The sequence below is a fragment of the Methylomonas sp. MgM2 genome, assembly GCF_054172045.1.
In genome coordinates this window covers 1-18,189 of the sequence record NZ_JBSYXO010000002.1, presented here as the reverse complement: position 1 = coordinate 18,189, position 18,189 = coordinate 1, and the positions used below count along the sequence as shown (strand labels likewise).

Genomic DNA, 18,189 nt, shown 5'->3' with positions numbered 1-18,189 from the left:
GCTGACAAGGAGGCATTCAAAGCTTCTTTCAAAGATACGGTTGAAATAGAAAAATTTGACTTGACTAGCGCTAAATCTCGTTTCTATTATTAGCCACCTGATTTGCTTGTTAGAGTTCAACGGACTCAGAGGAAGTAATCTATGTTGCAGTTCTTTCCGCTATGAAAAAAGAACAAAATAAAGAGAACGCATCCGACCAATTCCTCAACACAGAAAGGGGGAAAACGAAGTCGAACGCTATCTCTATACCAACCGTTGAATTACCCAAAGGTGGAGGGGCAATCAAGGGAATCGACGAAAAATTCTCCGTCAATGCTACCAACGGAACGGCCACCTTCTCTATTTCATTGCCATTTTCTCCTGCGCGAGGAAGTTCCCCAACTCTCAATTTATCGTACAGTTCAGGTGCGGGTAACGGTGTGTTCGGACTGGGCTGGAATTTATCGTTGGCATCGATCAAACGCAAAACCGACAAAAAACTGCCCCAATATTTTGATGACATTGATTCGGATATTTTTCTTTTCTCCGAAGCCGAAGATCTCGTTCCTGAATTTGTCAAAAATACCGACGGCAGTTTTAGCAAAGATGACAAAGGCAATTATGTAATCAAGGAAACGCAGTCTTCAGACGGTCAATTTCTGATTCGTTATTACCGGCCGCGCATCGAAGGTTTATTTGCACGTATTGAGCGCTGGCAAGATAAAACCGGTAGCCGCATAAAATGGCGGGTAATCACAAAAGACAATCTGACCACGCTATTCGGCTGGAGTGATAATTCCATAATTGCAGACCCCAGTGATAACAACAAAATTTACGAATGGTTACCGGAATTTGCTTTTGACGACAAAGGCAACTGTAGTCACTATCGCTATAAACGGGAGGACACTAAAGGCCTCGACAGCACGCTAATACAAAACAACAACCGGATAAAAAACGGTAAGCCGACCTACACCAATCTTTATTTAGAAAAGGTGGTTTATGGAAATAAAACACCTTACGTCAAGTTCAACGACCCATTCCTACCAGAAGCCGATTACCTATTCCAAACCGTATTCGATTATGGCGAATACGATGCTGAATCGCCTTTCAACTCAATAAACGATTGGTCATTCCGACCGGATGCCTTTTCAGTTTATAAGTCCGGTTTTGAAATCCGTACGACCAGACTCTGCAGGAGAGTGCTGTTATTCCATCAATTCAATGAATTGCCAGGCGGCTCGGCTTTAGTAAAATCGCTTGATTTCGAATACGATACTAATCAACAACAAGGCTTCACTTTTCTTAAATCCATTACCCCCATCGGGTATATCAAAAAAACCGATGGCAGTTACAGCCAAAAAAGCCTGCCGGCGACCGAATTCGCCTATCAAAAGCATGCTTGGAACAACGAAATCAAGGCAATATCGATCGAAGATTTAGCCAATGATCCTGTCGGCCTTGATGAAAAGGAATACTTGTTTACCGACTTATTCAGCGAAGGTTTATCCGGAATATTAACAGAGCAAGCAAGCGGCTGGTTTTATAAGCACAATATCAGTCAAGACAAGGCTGCAAAATTTGCTCCTGCCAAACTGATTTCGCCCAAACCATCATTTGCAGGTTTGGGCGGCGAACTTCAATTGCTGGATTTGGACGCGGACGGCAGCAAACAGTTAGTAAAACTCAATCAAACACCAAAGGGATATTTTGAATTGAGCGATGACGAAGAATGGGAGCCGTTTCGTTGCTTTAAGCAACTGCCCAATATCAATCTGAACGATGCCAATACCCAAATGCTGGATTTGAATGGCGACGGCAAAGCGGACATATTAATCACCGAAGACCATGTATTCACTTGGTATGAATCCAAAGGTAGAGAAGGCTTCGAAGCTGCACAAAAAACCATAAAAACCTTCGACGAAGAATCCGGCCCGCACATTGTCTTTGCCGACGCCAAGGAAACCATATTTCTCGCCGACATGTCTGGCGACGGTCAGACTGACATCGTCAGAATTCGTAACAAGGAGGTCTGTTACTGGCCTAATCTGGGCTATGGTAAATTCGGCGCTAAAGTCGCGATGGACAATGCGCCGGAATTCGATTGCCCCGATGCATTTAATCCCGCATATATACGCTTGGCCGACATCGATGGCTCGGGCACGACAGACATCATCTATTTGGGCAAGAATAAATTCAGCTGCTGGATGAATTTGAGCGGCAATGCATTTGATGCCACCCCATTCGAGACCGCCAGTTTTCCAGAAATCCATGATCAGGCCAAAGTCACCGTTACCGACCTACTCGGCACCGGCGTTTCATGCATCGTTTGGTCGAGCCGCCTGTCTAAAGACAGCCAATCGCCGCTACGGTATATCGACGTGATGGACAGTAAAAAACCGCACGTCATGATCGGCTATAAAAATAATCTGGGTAAAGAGATTTCCCTGGAATATACACATTCAACCCGTTTTTATCTAGAGGATAAACTAGCCGGTAAACCGTGGGTTACCCAACTGCATTTCCCGGTCCACTGTCTAACCAAAACCGAAACCAAAGATCAAATTTCCGGATATAGCTTTGTCAGTTCATACAAATACCATCACGGTTATTACGACCATGCCGAACGCGAGTTTCGCGGTTTCGGCATGGTCGAGCAAACCGACAGCGAGGATTTCGAGCATTGGGTAAAAGGCGATGCGGCCAATATCGTAGAACAAACCCTGCACCAAGAACCGGTAGTGACGAAAACCTGGTTTCATACCGGCGCTTTCCTGACCAAAGAAAGAATCCTCAACCAATTTGCCGACGATTATTGGTATGAAGAAATGAAACGGCAAGGTTTCGAAGCGGTTAACCTCGAAACACCTTTGCAAGATGGCAGATTAATTGTAGCGCCTGGTTTGGATGATTCGCTGCTTGCACATCTCAGTTTCTGTGAATGGCGGGAAGCGTTACGTGCCTGCAAAGGCATGAGCTTGCGCTCGGAAGTCTTCGCAAATGATGCGCCATCGGATAATCCGACACCGGAACAACAACAAAAAGCCTTAACGCCCTATTCGGTTGCCACCCACAACTGCGTCATCGAATTGCTGCAACCCCAAGGGCAAAATCCATATGCCATTTTCGTCGTCAAGGAAAGCGAAGCGATAACTTACAGTTTCGAACGTCAAACCGATGATCCGCGTATCGCGCATACGCTTAACGTTAAATTGGACGAATACGGTAATGTTATAGAGTCAGCCTCGGTCGTTTATCCACGCCTAAAAGCAGATACGACTTTGCCGTTAGCCACCAGGCAAATTCAAAATCAAACTTTAATCACCTACACCCAAAACCGCTTTACCAACGACATCGACACATCGGACACTTACCGGCTCAGATTGCCATCGGAAACAGCCACTTACGAATTAAAAGGCATAACCAAGTCCGGCGAGTTATATGCCATCAGCGATTTTGAAACCGTGCTCGATAAGGCAGAAGCACTTGATTACCATCAAATAAACAGCAATCCGGGAGCCGGCACGCCGCAAAAACGTTTGATCGAACACGTTTGTACGCTTTATCGCAGCAACAACATGACCTCGCCGCTGCCTTTTCATACCTTGGAATCGTTGGCATTACCGTTCGAAAGCTACCAACTGGCGTACACGCCTAATCTTTTAAACGATATCTATGCTGATAAAGCTGATGCCTCGTTAATGCTCGAAGGCAAATTTACCCAACTCGGTGGCGACGGCAACTGGTGGATACGTTCGGGAACCACGCAATATATCGAAGTTGCTGAAAACACGCTGGATGCGCAAAATCGTTTCTACGTGCCAGTATCTTATATAGACCCGTTTGGTGCCACATCCAAGGTTCGCTATTACAGCGATTATTTCCTATTCATTGAGGAAATCGAAGATGCCATCGGCAATAAACAAAAAGTGGAGCAGTTCAATTTCCGCACCCTATCGCCAAAGCGCATGCAGAATGCCAACGGTAATTTTTCGGAAGTGCTGGTCGATGAACTGGGTCTCGTTAAAGCATTGGCAGTGTTCGGCAAAGGTAATGAAGCCGACGATCTGAATGGCCTGAATGAGTACACCGATAATGCCGAACAAACATTAATCGACAATTTCTTCCAAGCGCCTACCTCGGATGTACTGGTCACACACGGCAAAAGCCTGTTACAACACGCCACAGCACGCTTTGTCCACGACTTGAACGCCTATAACAATTCAGGGAAACCAGTCGTCGTTGCATCGATTCTGCGCGAAGAGCATTTTCAAAAAAACAGCGATTCTAAAGTCCAACTCAGTTTCGAATATTCCAACGGCATTGGCCAAGTGGTCATGAAAAAAGCCCAAGCCGAACCGGGAAAAGCCAAACAAGTGACGGTCAATGCCGATGGCAGTTTTAGCATCACCGAAGTTGATACTTCAGCTCAAAACCCCAAGCAACTGCGATGGATCGGCAACGGCAGGACTGTCCTGAATAACAAAGGCAATGCCGTCAAGCAATACGAACCCTATTTCTCGGTTACTCATCAATTCGAAGACCTGGAGGAACTGGTCGAGTCCGGCGTCACGCCGTTGATGTATTACGATGCGCTGGGTCGGCTGATCAAAACCGAACTGCCCGACGGCACGTTTTCCCGTACCGAATTTGACTCCTGGAAACAAGTTATCTATGACCCAAATGATACCGTGCTGGAATCGGACTGGTACAACAAGCGCAGCAAGCATCTGATCGATGCGGAACTGCTGGCGGCAGGAAAAGACCCGGACAAAGAAAAATTCGCTGCCGAGCAAGCTGCCAAACACGCCAATACGCCAGTCACGCAACATTTCGACACCTTGGGCAGGCCGGTTTTCTCGGTCGAACATAACCGCAGCATCAGCAACGGCGCGGACGAGTATTATCAAACCAGTGTTACGCGGGATATTGAAGGAAACCTACGCAAAGTTACCGATGCCCGGGGCAATGTCGTGATGCATTACAAATACGACATGCTCGGCAATAAGGTGTACCAGAAGAGCATGGATGCCGGACAACGTTGGTTACTGATCAACGTAGTTGGAAATCCGCTCCGTACCTGGGACGAACGCAATCACGAGTTCCAATATTCTTATGACATCCTGCATCGGCCAACCCACAGCAAGGTTATTGGCGGCGATGGCGGTACGGTTCTCAACCATATTTTTGAGCGGATTTTTTACGGGGAAGACGAACCTGCCCCCCACCTGAAAAACCTGCGCGGGCAGGTTGTGAAGCACTTCGATACCGGCGGCTTGATCGAAACGCCGGAATACGACTTTAAAGGCCAGCCCAAATCGACCAGGCGCAAGCTGTTCAAGGATTACAAAGGCGTTGCCAACTGGATTGATGCCAATCTGACCAACGATCTGGAAACCGATAGCTACACCTTTGCCACCGAAACCGATGCGCTGGGACGGATTACCCAGCAAACCGCGCCGGACGGTAGCATCATCTCGCCGCAATACAACGAAGCGGGCTTATTGAATGCCGAAATCGTGCAGCATCAAAGCCCGAACAAGACAGTCACTTACATCAAGGACATCGATTACAACGAAAAAGGCCAGCGCAACAAAATCGTCTATTGTAACGATGTCGTCACCGAATTTACTTACGACAAGGAAACCTTCCGCCTAATCCGGTTGGAAAGCAAACGCCTAAACAACGATCCCTTAGAGGATTGGCGTTACACTTTCGATGCGGTCGGCAATATCACCCATATCGAAGACAAGAACATTCCGGTCGTCTTCTTCAACAATCAGAAAATCGCAGGCGTCAACCAATACAGTTACGATGCCCTTTACCGCTTAGTTACGGCTACCGGGCGGGAAAACGACAAGCCGTTAGCTTTTGATGCCCAGGATAACTGGAACGATGCCGCCTACATGCAGCAGCTCAATCCCGGTGATCCGCTGGCGATGCGCACGTACACCCAAAATTACCAATACGATGCCGTCGGCAACATCCTGCAAATGAAACATCAAGCCTCGGGTAATGCCTGGGTGCGCAACTACAACTATCAAGGTTCAAATAACCGGCTGATCAGCACCCAAATCGGCGCCAATACCTATCTCTATCCGCACCATGCCCAGCATGGCTTCATGACTGCGATGCCGCATCTGGAAGACATCGGCTGGAATTTCAAGGAAGAACTGGTCAAGACCATTCGCCAGCGCCGCAGCGACGGCGGTACGCCGGAAACGACTTATTACCAATATGACGGCCAAGGCCAGCGTATCCGTAAAATTACCGAAAACACCGCCAATCCGGGCGCTACACCAACCAAAAAAGATGAGCGGATTTATATCGCCGGTTACGAACTTTACAAGCAACACAGTGGGCCGGATGCCGGACTGGAACGCACCAGTTTAAGCCTGCTAGATCAGCAACATCGGTTTGTGATGATCGATACTGAAACTAAGCCCAGAGTGATTTTAGGCATTCCGGCCGGGCGCACTAGCCCAGAACAGACTGTGCGCTACCAGTTGCATAACCATTTGGGTTCGGCGGCGTTGGAGTTGGACGATGCCGCACAGGTGATTAGTTATGAGGAATATCATCCGTATGGCACGACCGCGTTTCAGGCGAAAAATGCTGCGATTAAGGGGGCGGCTAAGCGGTATCGGTATACGGGGATGGAGCGGGATGAGGAGAGTGGGTTGGAGTATCACTCGGCTAGGTATTATTTGCCTTGGTTGGGGAGATGGACAGGCGTGGACCCAGCAGGATTGGTCGATGGCACTTCGCTATATGTATATGTAGCAAATCGCCCCACACACTTGCATGATCCTAACGGCATGCAAGGTAAGAAAACAGAAAAGCTCGATGTAGAAATACCAAATTCACAAATACTCCAAGAATCGGGGGTGAAGTTTGCGAAACAAGTTACTGTCAAAACCGTAAACGCCGCTGGAGCCGAAATCACGTTAAAGCCTGACAAGCTTGTTCAGGTGAATGGCAAGTACTACTACGTGGAAGAAAAGTTGGCAGAGAAAGCGTTGACCATTAAGGGTGACGTCAAGGCGCGAGCATTCACGCGAAACCAACTCAAGAGAGGCGGCCTCAAAGCTGTATTCGAGGGCGCGGAAATTGAGATTCGCGGTGGACAAAACCTTGGTGAAATAGGGTTGAAGGTTGGAGATCGAGTGAAAGCTGGACTTCATGTCATAACAGAAAACGAGCTGCAAGCCATTAAGAACTTGGCGAAGCTATTGGAGATGGCTAAACAGGAGTCTGTTGGTCCTCCACTACAAGCTAACGAAACACCAGCTCCTGAGGTCGCCTCGTCCAAGCCTACGGCAGAGACTAAGCCGCCATCACCAGAGGTGTCAAAAGCGACCGTACCAACAACTGCTGAGCCAAGTCCTTCAACTCCAAAAACTGGTGCAAAAGGAGGTAGCGGATCCGTAGCGAAAGGAGCCTTAATAGTATTTGAAAAGGGCGTTCTCATAGCCCAGCTAGGTCAAGCAAATACAGATGAAGAAGCTGCCCAAGAATACGCTAAATTTCTAGTTGGGGGTATCGTTGCGAGAATACTCGGTCCTAAAGGCATTAGCTTTGTGGTTGCTTCTGCTGCCGGTGCATATGGGATGAACAAGTATCGAGAAAGTATCGAGCGTGCGCTTAATGAAGGCCTGCAACGAGCAGGTACCGATCCAGCCAAACTTGCGCCTGAAAAGCCAAAGACGCTATTCAACTACATCTTTGGGAGATAATCGCGTACCTCGTACGGCGGATGTAGGGTGGAATCGCATCGCGGGTTCCACCGTATGGCTGAACACGTAAGGCGGATGAATTGTAGGGTGGATTCGCCGATAGGCAATCCGCCATAAACGGAGCGGAGATGCCGAATGTTTTCGGGTTTAGTGATGGTTTTGAATTTGGCGGATTGTCGCTTTGCTCCGAATCCGCCCTACGCAAACATGATTTTTTGGGAGGATGGATGCCGGACTATCGGCGGAATTGGATTCCGGGCGGAACGTATTTTTTTACGGTGAATTTACTGGAGCGTAAACGGGATTTATTGGTGACGGAAATTGAGTTGTTGCGGGATTCTGTACGTCGTGTGAAACACCTATATCCGTTCGATATTGTAGCCTGGGTAGTATTACCGGATCACATGCATTGCATATGGACATTACCGACTGGCGACGCGGACTTTGCGACCCGTTGGCGTTTGATCAAGTTATTGTTCAGCAAAAGCTTACCGAAACAAGAACGGCTTTCAGCTACCCGAAAGAGCCGGAACGAAAGAGGAATTTGGCAGCGTCGGTATTGGGAACATACGATTCGAGACGAAATGGATTTCAAGCGTCATGTGGATTACGTACATTGGAATCCGATGAAGCATTCGTTGGTGAAACAATTAAAAGACTGGCCTTATTCCAGCTTTCATCGTTATGTGAGCGACGGACTATATCCAGATGATTGGGCAGGTGGGTTGGAATACCAGTTAGAAGTTACTGAACGAGAATAAAACACGTTTTATAAATTTGCGCATGAATCGGATAAAGATAACCAAGCTATTTGTTTTGATTTAACCTTCCCCAGAAAAGGAGGATACGATGGCTGCATCGAATGAAAACCAAAAATTTGCCGAAAGAATCGATTTTTTTAAGTTCGATTTGCATGCCGAAAAACAGCAAAAAATGTTTGCCGAAATCTTCAGCAAGCATAGCGGCAATTGGTCGGCCATTAAATCCGATTTGAAGGGTAAGGAAGGTTTTAACGATAAGGTACTCAATAATCTTGAGTTCACCCACAATCTCTCTGCATGGAGCAACAACAATACCGATTTGGTGAAGCTGTTTCAGAAAGATGAACACACCAATTCGCTACGCGATATAGCGTTGACGCTTGATAAAACTGCGTTTATCGACAAAGTCAAGATTGCAGCCCCGGGCAAATCTAAAGAAGAGAAGTACGCTTTCGCGATTAACCTGCGGCGCGATTTATTTACGCTGGAACCGACCGCATTGTTGGTTAATATGGTCAAAGACCCGAAGGTTCCTTTTTTGAATGACGCCACCGGGGCCAACATTGCCGATGTCTTAACCAAGCAGCCCGATTTCAATATTAAAACCACCTCCGTTTACGAGCTGATCAAAAACGAGGAAGCTTTTAAGGATATTGCCGCCGATGCCCTGGATGGGGTCAAAACCCAATTAAAAACTTTGCAACGCATTGCCGCCGTTAGCCCGGATCCTGATGCGGTACCGGTGCTTTACAACGCCAACATCCAATCCGCAATGCAAATCTCGGCCTTGCCAATGAAGCAGTTCATGACAGCTTTAAGCGAAAACGATGTAGACGAGAATACCCTGGCGCAAATTCACTATAACGCTCAGCAAACGCAGGTTCGTAATGAGCATTTCCTGATGTCGATAAGGGAAGCCGCTCAGCCAACAGGCGTGGCGATGATCGACAAAAGCCTGGGCGCCTATGTGCATCCACAGGCGCATGTCATTAAATCGGTCGGTTCAGCTAGAATGGCTGAAAAACCTAGAGATGAATATGCCAAGGCATTAATAGAAAAACATAATTTATCTTGGGATTTACTGTTCGGCGATGCTGATTTTTGCGAGTGCGGAGAATGTAATTCTGTCTACAGCCCAGCCTCGTATTTTGTGGAATTATTGAATTACCTGAGAAATAACAATCTTGATCCCGACGCGACAGGGGCAATCGCGAAAAAAGCCGATCCCAAGGACATCTCCGGTACGCCATTGCAAAAACTGTTTGATCGTCGGCCGGACTTGGGTTGTCTGGAGTTGACCTGTCAAAATACCAACACGTTGATTCCCTATGTGGATTTGGTCAATGAGGTAATGGAAAATTATGTCGCTTTTAAAAAGCTGAAACCCTTCAACGTGGACGATGAAACCAGCAGCGAATTGCTGGCCGAGCCGCAACATACCGAATACAAGGCTTATTGCCTCTTAAAGAACGAAGTCTATCCGTTCACGCTGCCTTATCATCAGCCCATTGATGCTGCCAGGACGTACCTGAAGTTTCTCGATACTAGCCGCTATGAATTGATCGATACCTTCCGGAAAAATAATGCTGGCGATGATGTAGAACTCACCCAACTTAAAGATGAAGCCCTGGATCGGGCAGCGGACGCTGAATATTTAGGAATAACCAAGGAAGAATACGTCATCCTGACCAAGGAGTGTTTTGAGAATATTGAATTGATGCGGAAGTTGAAAAATAACCCCGCATTGACTCAGCAAGAATATTGGCAGTTGATCGGTGGCAGACCGGTTCATGAATACTACGGTTATGAAGACGAAGCAACAATGCTCGCCGACAACGGTTTAACGCAGATTAAGAAGGAATTTCTGCGGCGGACGGGTATCGATTACTTCAATTTGGTCGATTTGCTCAAGACAGATACGATCAACCCGTGCATGCCCAAAGGAAGGGCGAAAACTATCATGGAAAGCCTGCGGTTCAGTTACCGGTTTTTACAAAACTACGCCAAAATCCACGGCATCGACAAGATGGCTGAAGACTTGGTAAAAATGGAAAAATTGGCCGATCTTGTTCCACTGATCAAAGAGCAAATTGAGTTTTTAACCGATAAAAAGGCATTGAGTTGTCCCAAAACCTGTGACGACACCCCTGAAATTTGCGACAAGGACATCATCTGTTGGGTGAAATGCTATTTCGAGAAAATCGGCAAGATGATTGTGATCGAGAGCGGAAGAGGGTGTGTTGATGGGAAGATTTATAAAAATGTTTCACGCAGTGAACAGACAGCATTTTTCAAGGGGCTTGTTGAAATTTTACGGGTCGCAGACTGTAAAATTTATGTTCGGGATAATGCTAAGAGTGTTTCAGCAGGCGAATGGAAGGAGTTTGCTAGTATTGATAGAAACACAGGCAAGATTACTTTCAATGAAACTCCTACGGCCAATCAAATTGAGTCGGCAAAGAACAATTGGTTTTTTGTTGGTGACAAAGGCGAGCAAGGAAGATTTCTGGTTGCTAATGATCAATGTTTTTTGGTCTTATTCGAACAAAAAGACAGCTGCAACCTCGATGCCGCATTGCTGCAACACCTGGACGGTACGCCAGTAACCATAGCCGAATACGACAAGATTCATCGTTTTCTCCGGCTTTGGCGGAAACTGGGCTGGACAATTGATGAAGTCGATAAGGCGATTATCGGATTGAGTGTCGATGAGTCGAAACCGAGCGGCAGTGCAGGCGGCTCAATCGATTTTCTATGCGACGAAAATTCTTCCGATGATTGCAGTGATGTTGGAACTGATTGCGGGGACTGTGAAGACTGCGCGGAAGACATCTGCATTGAAGTGTTTGACATCAATCCAAGGCTCATTCATCAGCTAGCGGCTGTTGTTAAATTACTCGACATATCCGGGTTGGAGCTGATTAAACTGCTCTGTTTTTGGACGACAATTAGCACCTCTGGAGAAAAATCACTTTATAAGCGATTATTCCTGACCCATAACATCTTGGGTATCGATAAGGTATTCAAAGCCGATACTAAAGGCAATTATCTGACAGGTGATGCAAAACTGACCGATCATCTGTCAGCCGTCATGGCCGCATTGAACCTTTCAGCCGATGATATTCAGGACATCATGAAGTCCGCCGCGATGGAAGATAAATTGACGCTGGCCAATTTATCGTTGTTATATCGATACCGTTTATTATCGAAAGTCTTGGGTTTAAAAATTCCCGCTTTTCTGAACATCTTGCCTTTATTCGGTGAGATTTTCAAAGATGCCTACTCTTCGTTCGAGTTTTTTGAACGCTGGGCAAAAATGGAAGATGCCGGTTTTACCTATCAACAACTCAATTACATCATTAAAAATTTTGATGATGTCAAAAAGCCTTTTTCCCCAAACCAAAAAACAGTCCTTCTGCTGAGCAAAACCTTGTACGATGGCTTGAATGCCATCGATGAAGACCATAAGGATTTAACTCCCGATACTAACATTCCTAATACTCAGCAGGCCAAAGAAACAAATATCCAGCAAAAGGCGACATCTGATCTAGTTCGTACTAAAGCCAGTTTGTTGTTTGACACCCCAGTTGTCGATAAGCTGATCGCGTACTTGGAAGGGACAAATACTTATCAAACCAATGCGCCCAAAAATCTGGATGTTGTTGTTCCTGATGCCAAGACGCTTAAAAACAAACTGAAATATGACAAAACAGGCACGATACAAATCACGGGAATATTGACCAATTCCGAAGCCAATGATTATGAAAGCCTAAGTACTGATTCGGAGTGGAAACCAGCACTCACACGCATTAAAAAACAGCAAGCAAAATTATTTAAAGAAGTATTGTCTGGCGTAATTGCCGATGAAAAAACGAAGAATTCATCAGAAAAAGCTGCTTTAGAAACCATATTTAAATTAGGTGATATAAGTGTTCCTGTAGCCAATATTCCGGATGGAGCCCCCGATCCCAATACAGCCCCTAAGAAACGAGTTGCATTCTTAGAAATTTTCCTGCCCTACTTACGTCAGCAGTTAACCCACCGTTTTGTCATCGATACCTTGGCAGGTTTTGCTGAACTGGAAAGCAAAGTAACAGATGAACTGGTTTCAAAAACCCTTAAACTGGGAATGCCGCTTGCCCCAATCTACGACATATTTGAAAAAATCAAAGATAGTGCCAAACCGACTGAAACAAACTGGAACGGATATTTAATACCTGCCGCAAACGCCAATTTTACTTTTGTCGTTAAAAATAGCGATGCCGCGCCTAGCGTTAGTATTGATGGAGTTGCACTCAATTTTACCGCCCAGGAAGACCCTACCAACGAGTGGTGGAGTGATGCCAAAGAACTCGTCGCAGGCAAGCTCTACAAGTTAAGTACAACTGGTGTAGAGCTGAAAAATGTCTTCTGGAAAACACCGGCTTCTGCAATAACTGCCATTCCTTCTAGTGCACTCATTCCTGATTTTGCCTCAAAGCAAGCGGAACCAGCATTAATTGTCTTGAAAAAAGCGGCCATGCTGGTTTCCGGTTTTGAATTGAGTGCCGATGAAATTCGTTTCTTGGACGAGCACAAGGCAGAATTCGATAATTTGGATTTCAATGCACTGACTTTAGAACAATGGCTCCGCCTGAATGCTTATGTTCGTCTAAGAAATTCTCTACCACAAACTAAACTTAATATACTTGATTTCTGGCATTGGACTTATGACGCAGCTTCCGATGTTTCGAAGCTAAGTGAAAAAATTGTCGATTTAACATCTTGGAAAAAAGATCGCATAGACAAGTTAATTGTAACCGATCATTTTAATATCGCCAAATTATCAGATTACACAAACGAAAAGAATCTGCTCAAACTGCAAAAAGCTTTAAAAGTGGTCGATAAAATCGGCGTGGATATTAACTTGCTCTTTGACTGGGCAATTCCCTCATCTAATTTCAAAAAATGCCGGGTAATTGCGGACAGTATCAAAAACGCCATACGCGCCCGTTATAACCAAACCGACTGGGAGCAAGTCGTCAAGCCGCTGAACGACCAGCTACGCAATCATCAGCGGGATGCTTTGACGGCGTATTTGCTGCAGCAGCAAGAGCTTATCGACTGGAATGTCATTGATGCTGACGGCTTATTCGAATACTTCCTGATTGACGTGCAGATGGACGCCTGCATGGAAACTTCGCGGATTAAACAAGCGCTCTCATCCTTGCAATTATTTATTCAGCGGTGTTTTCTTGGCTTGGAATCAAAACTTGATGGCTCTGGCAACGAAATTGGCATTGCCAGCAATGTCCTGGATCGGGATCGTTGGAATTGGATGCAACGCTACCGTGTCTGGGAAGCCAATAGAAAGGTGTTTTTGTATCCAGAAAACTGGATCGAAAGCAATTTACGCGATGATAAAAGTCCGTTCTTTAAAGAACTGGAAAGTGAGCTTCTGCAAAAAGATATTAGCAAACAAAACGTGACTGATGCGCTGAAATCTTATCTGTATAAAGTGGATGAAGTGGCTAATATGGAAGTCATCGGCTTATATATTGACGGTATTCGTTCGACCTCACCTCAAGGTGAAGTTAAATGGAGCGAAAATGCTAAGTTACATATCTTTTCCAGAACTCGAAATGCGCCTTATATTTTCTATTATCGTTTCCTCGCACTGGACGAAATGAACTGGTATCCCTGGGAAAAAATGCAGGTTGATATTCCCAATTATGATGTTGTTAATCCTGTTACACAGGAAGTGACAGGTAATGGAACTTTTTTATCCCCTGTTGTATGGAATGGGCGATTATTGATTTTCTTTCCACAAATCATAAAGAAAACCAAACCAAATCCGGCGTCTAATACAGGAAAGTTTGAAGAACTTGGAAAAAGAGGCACAGGTATCAATGATACAAAATCAATAGAGTACTATGAAATTAAAATGGGCTGGAGCGAGTACCGAAATGGAAAATGGACACAGAAACAATTAAGTAAAGATGCAGTTTTTTCTGATCCTATTGACGATACAAACAACGTCCAATTTTTTAAATTCGTTCCAATAATGCAAGGAGATAATGGCGTCTTAATAGACGTAGATGATAATTTTGATTCTGACGGAAGTAAAAAAATTAAATACGGCGGGGGGTATAAAGGAGCTTTTCGGTTTGATGGTAACAGCGTGAAAACTGAAGGTTCTCAAAATACTGAAAGTACGCCCATAATCTATTTTAATCAAAGTGTACCATATGCTGAAGGACAAGAAATTAAATCAGTCGATCTTGGAAGTGCAAGAATGTACTCTTGGCAAATTGAAGGGACTTCTTTAGTAAACAAGGATATTTACTTTTTTGAGGAAAATTCAAAAGAAAAGCTTTCAAGCAGTGATTTAGGTCAAATTGTTTTTCACCATCCATCAACTAAATCGTTTTTCAAAGAAATAAATCTTGGCCAGCTTAATAAATTTTTCGACTTGAATTTGTCATTGCTATCAGATGACTTTGGTCAATATATACTGGAAGATGCACCATCGGGAACGAAAAGTTTTCATGAATTAAAGCATCCTTATTCCCTTTATAACTGGGAATTATTTTTTCATACTCCAATATTACTAGCTGACGCCTTGAGTAAGGCTCGGCATTACGAAGAAGCCATGAAGTGGTTTCACTTCGTGTTCAACCCGATTGCTGACGGAACTGAAGATAACCATTTCTGGCAATTCAAGCCATTCAAGAGCATCGATAGTAAGCGGATATTAGACAGCATTTTCTATTTTCTTGAACCGAATAAGTCTAATAAAGCCATCAATGAATGGCGTAACAAGCCATTCATGCCGCATGTCGTAGCAAGAAGCCGTCCGGTCGCCTATATGAAATGGGTGGTGATGAAGTACATCGATAATCTTCTGGCTTGGGCCGATTATCTGTTTCGTCAGGATACGATTGAAACCATTAACCAAGCCACCCAACTTTATGTGCTGGCGGGACATATTCTTGGACCAAAGCCTATGATGATACCCAAACGTGGCAAGATTAAACCACAGACCTACCTCGGTTTATTGGATAAATGGGATGCCTTCGGTAATGCGATGGATGAGCTTGAGCTAGCGGCACCTTTCAGTAACCAAACCAACTTACCTCTTGGATCTTTTGATTTAAAAACCGGAGAAATTGGTTTTGCTAACATATTCGGTTTTGCCCAAACGCTGTATTTTTGCATTCCCAATAATCCCCAATTAATCGGCTATTGGGATACCGTGGCAGACCGGCTTTATAAAATTCGACATTGCCTGAATATTGAAGGGATATTCCGCAAACTGCCATTGTTTGAGCCGCCAATCGATCCGGCTCTCTTAGTCAAAGCGGCAGCACAAGGGTTAAGCATCGATTCAGTATTGAACGACCTTAATACGCCGATGCCGAATTATCGCTTTTATTACTTGTTGCAAAAGGCTCTGGAATTATGCAATGAGTTGAAGTCATTGGGTGGCGCCATGTTGTCGGCCATAGAGAAAAAAGACAATGAAACTATTGCGTTGATCCGGGCGAAGCATGAAGGCGTCATGCAAAACTTGTTGATGGAAATTAAGAAGAAGCAACTAGAAGAAGCACAAAAAAATATCGAAAGCCTACAGCAAAACCGTAAATCACCGGAAGCCAGGATGAAATATTATCTGAAACTGGCTGGGTTAGATGAAAGCTTGGTGCCGGGCGATACAGCGGATTTTAATGGCCTGCCCAACGAGATTGTTACCGTCGATGGCGATAGCGGATTGAAGTTGATTCCATTTGAGAAAGAGGAATATGATAAATCTCATGTAGCTCATGGTTGGCAAATAGGTGCCAGTGCGGTGGAAGCATTATCTGGAATATTTCATGCTTTGCCAGATGCCACGATTGCCGCAATGCCATTTGGTATTGGGGCTCAAGCAAAATTAGGCGGAAGTCATTTTGGAAATGCTTCTAATGCCTCATCAAAAGTAATACAAATTATTTCGTCGCAATACGCTTTTGAATCAACAAATGCTGGTAAAAAAGGCGGTTTTACCCGTGCTTTGCAAGAACGCATATTCCAGGCCAATTCTGCCGGATATGAACTCAAGCAAATCGACAAGCAAATTCTCGCTCAAGAGATTCGTATCGACATCGCCAACCAGGAGATCACCAATCAACAAAAGGCTATCGACAATGCCACTGAAGTCGAAGAGTTCTTAAAAAACAAATATACCAACGAAGAACTCTATACCTGGATGCGAGGTAATTTGAAAACCTTATATCGTCAGGTTTACAACCTTGCCTATGATTTGGCGAAAAAGGCTGAAAAAACGTATCAATTCGAACGTGGCTTAAGCAACTCCAACTTTATCCAGCCTGGCTATTTCGATGCCGGACGAGAAGGTTTGCTGGCGGGTGAACAGCTATATGTCGGTTTGAAACAACTGGAAGCGGCCTATCAAAACGAGCGCGGGTATGATTACGAAATTACCAAGCACTTATCGCTCTATCAACTTGATCCTTTAGCGGTTATCCAGCTTCGGGAAACTGGTAAATGTGAATTTATAATCCCGGAAGCGATTTTTGATTTGGATTTTCCTGGCCATTACAAACGCCGGGTCAAGTCGGTTTCACTTTCTATTCCATGCATTGTCGGCCCGTATACTAGTATCAACGCCACCTTGACCCTATTGGAAAATAAATTCCGCAATACAGCCATTGGCGGCAAATCCTATGAAGAAAATACCGAGGAAGTGGATGAACGGTTTAGTACCTATCGTATTCCGATTAATGCAGTAGTGGTCAGTTCCGCCCAAAACGACAGCGGCATGTTCGAACTTAATTTCAAAGATGAGCGCTACCTTCCCTTTGAAGGGGCTGGTGTCATCAGTAAATGGCGGCTAGAATTACCAAAAATTCGGCAATTTGATTACCAAACCATTTCCGATGCTATTGTTCATATCAAATACATCGCCAATGAAGGCGGGGAAATTCTTAAAGCCGCTGCAAACAAATCGTTGTCAAAGCAACTTGAAAACATTGCTCAGGCGATTAATGAATCCGGCTTGCATGTTGCCCTAACAATGCGGCATGACATGCCCAATGAATGGCATATGCTAAAAAAGAATAGTTCAATTGATCTGACCCTAACCAAATCCAGATTGCCTTATATGATTCAAGTTTTAGAAAAACCAGATATTGAAGAGGTTATGTTTTTGGGGCTAATTAGCGATAACCCATCAACTTACCAAATAAGTATTGACGACAATCCTATTGATTTAAAAAAAATTAGCAATGAACTTAAACTATGTCGAGAAAAAACTGAAGAAATTAAAATAGACAAATCATTTAAATTGTCTATAGCCGCAGATCAAATTGAAAAACTTGAAGAGTTATTTTTCGTAATAAAATATAAAGTTCCGAAAGTATAGGTTATATTTAATCGTAAGGTATTGGTTCTCCCATGATTCCCGTGATTGATAACCGCCAGTAGTACACATAAATCGCCTAATGCCAATACATGTAGTGACTACCACAGCGATTACTGGAGAACCAAGGCTTTTAGGGAAAAATATCAAGATCTTATGTTTGTTAACTAGGAAAATTAAATTGACAACTGAATGTCTGGTATATGGAAAATTGAGTAATGTAAGCGAATGACCGGTTTGGGTCGCTATGTTAAGCTCAACATAGCGGCCACTATGTGTAGTACGAAACTATGTGTATTTGCACATTTACCCAGGG

Annotated in this window: 3 protein-coding genes; all 3 read left to right on the top strand. The window is 44.6% G+C overall.

What is annotated here, in order from left to right; genetic code table 11:
* Positions 1 to 161: 161 nt before the first annotated feature.
* The 3 genes from ACW73I_RS01700 (at position 162) to ACW73I_RS01690 (ending at position 17,876) form a co-directional block, all read left to right on the top strand.
* The gene (locus tag ACW73I_RS01700) at positions 162 to 7,712 is read left to right on the top strand and encodes a SpvB/TcaC N-terminal domain-containing protein (RefSeq protein ID WP_458027475.1); all 7,551 of its coding nucleotides are present in this window, start codon (positions 162 to 164) and stop codon (positions 7,710 to 7,712) included.
* Between the two features lie 227 nt (positions 7,713 to 7,939).
* Entirely contained in the window at positions 7,940 to 8,473 is a 534-nt protein-coding gene (locus ACW73I_RS01695; protein ID WP_458027767.1) for an REP-associated tyrosine transposase, read from the top strand.
* An 88-nt stretch (positions 8,474 to 8,561) separates the two neighbouring features.
* Positions 8,562 to 17,876, top strand: a complete 9,315-nt coding sequence (locus tag ACW73I_RS01690; protein WP_458027474.1) for a Tc toxin subunit A-related protein — start codon at positions 8,562 to 8,564, stop codon at positions 17,874 to 17,876.
* Positions 17,877 to 18,189: the final 313 nt, after the last annotated feature.

What these genes read in the sequence shown, in the direction of transcription:
- ACW73I_RS01690 (WP_458027474.1), top strand. Translation starts at nt 8,562, where the DNA reads ATGGCTGCATCGAATGAAAACCAAAAATTTGCCGAAAGAATCGATTTT.
- ACW73I_RS01695 (WP_458027767.1), top strand. Translation starts at nt 7,940, where the DNA reads ATGCCGGACTATCGGCGGAATTGGATTCCGGGCGGAACGTATTTTTTT.
- ACW73I_RS01700 (WP_458027475.1), top strand. Translation starts at nt 162, where the DNA reads ATGAAAAAAGAACAAAATAAAGAGAACGCATCCGACCAATTCCTCAAC.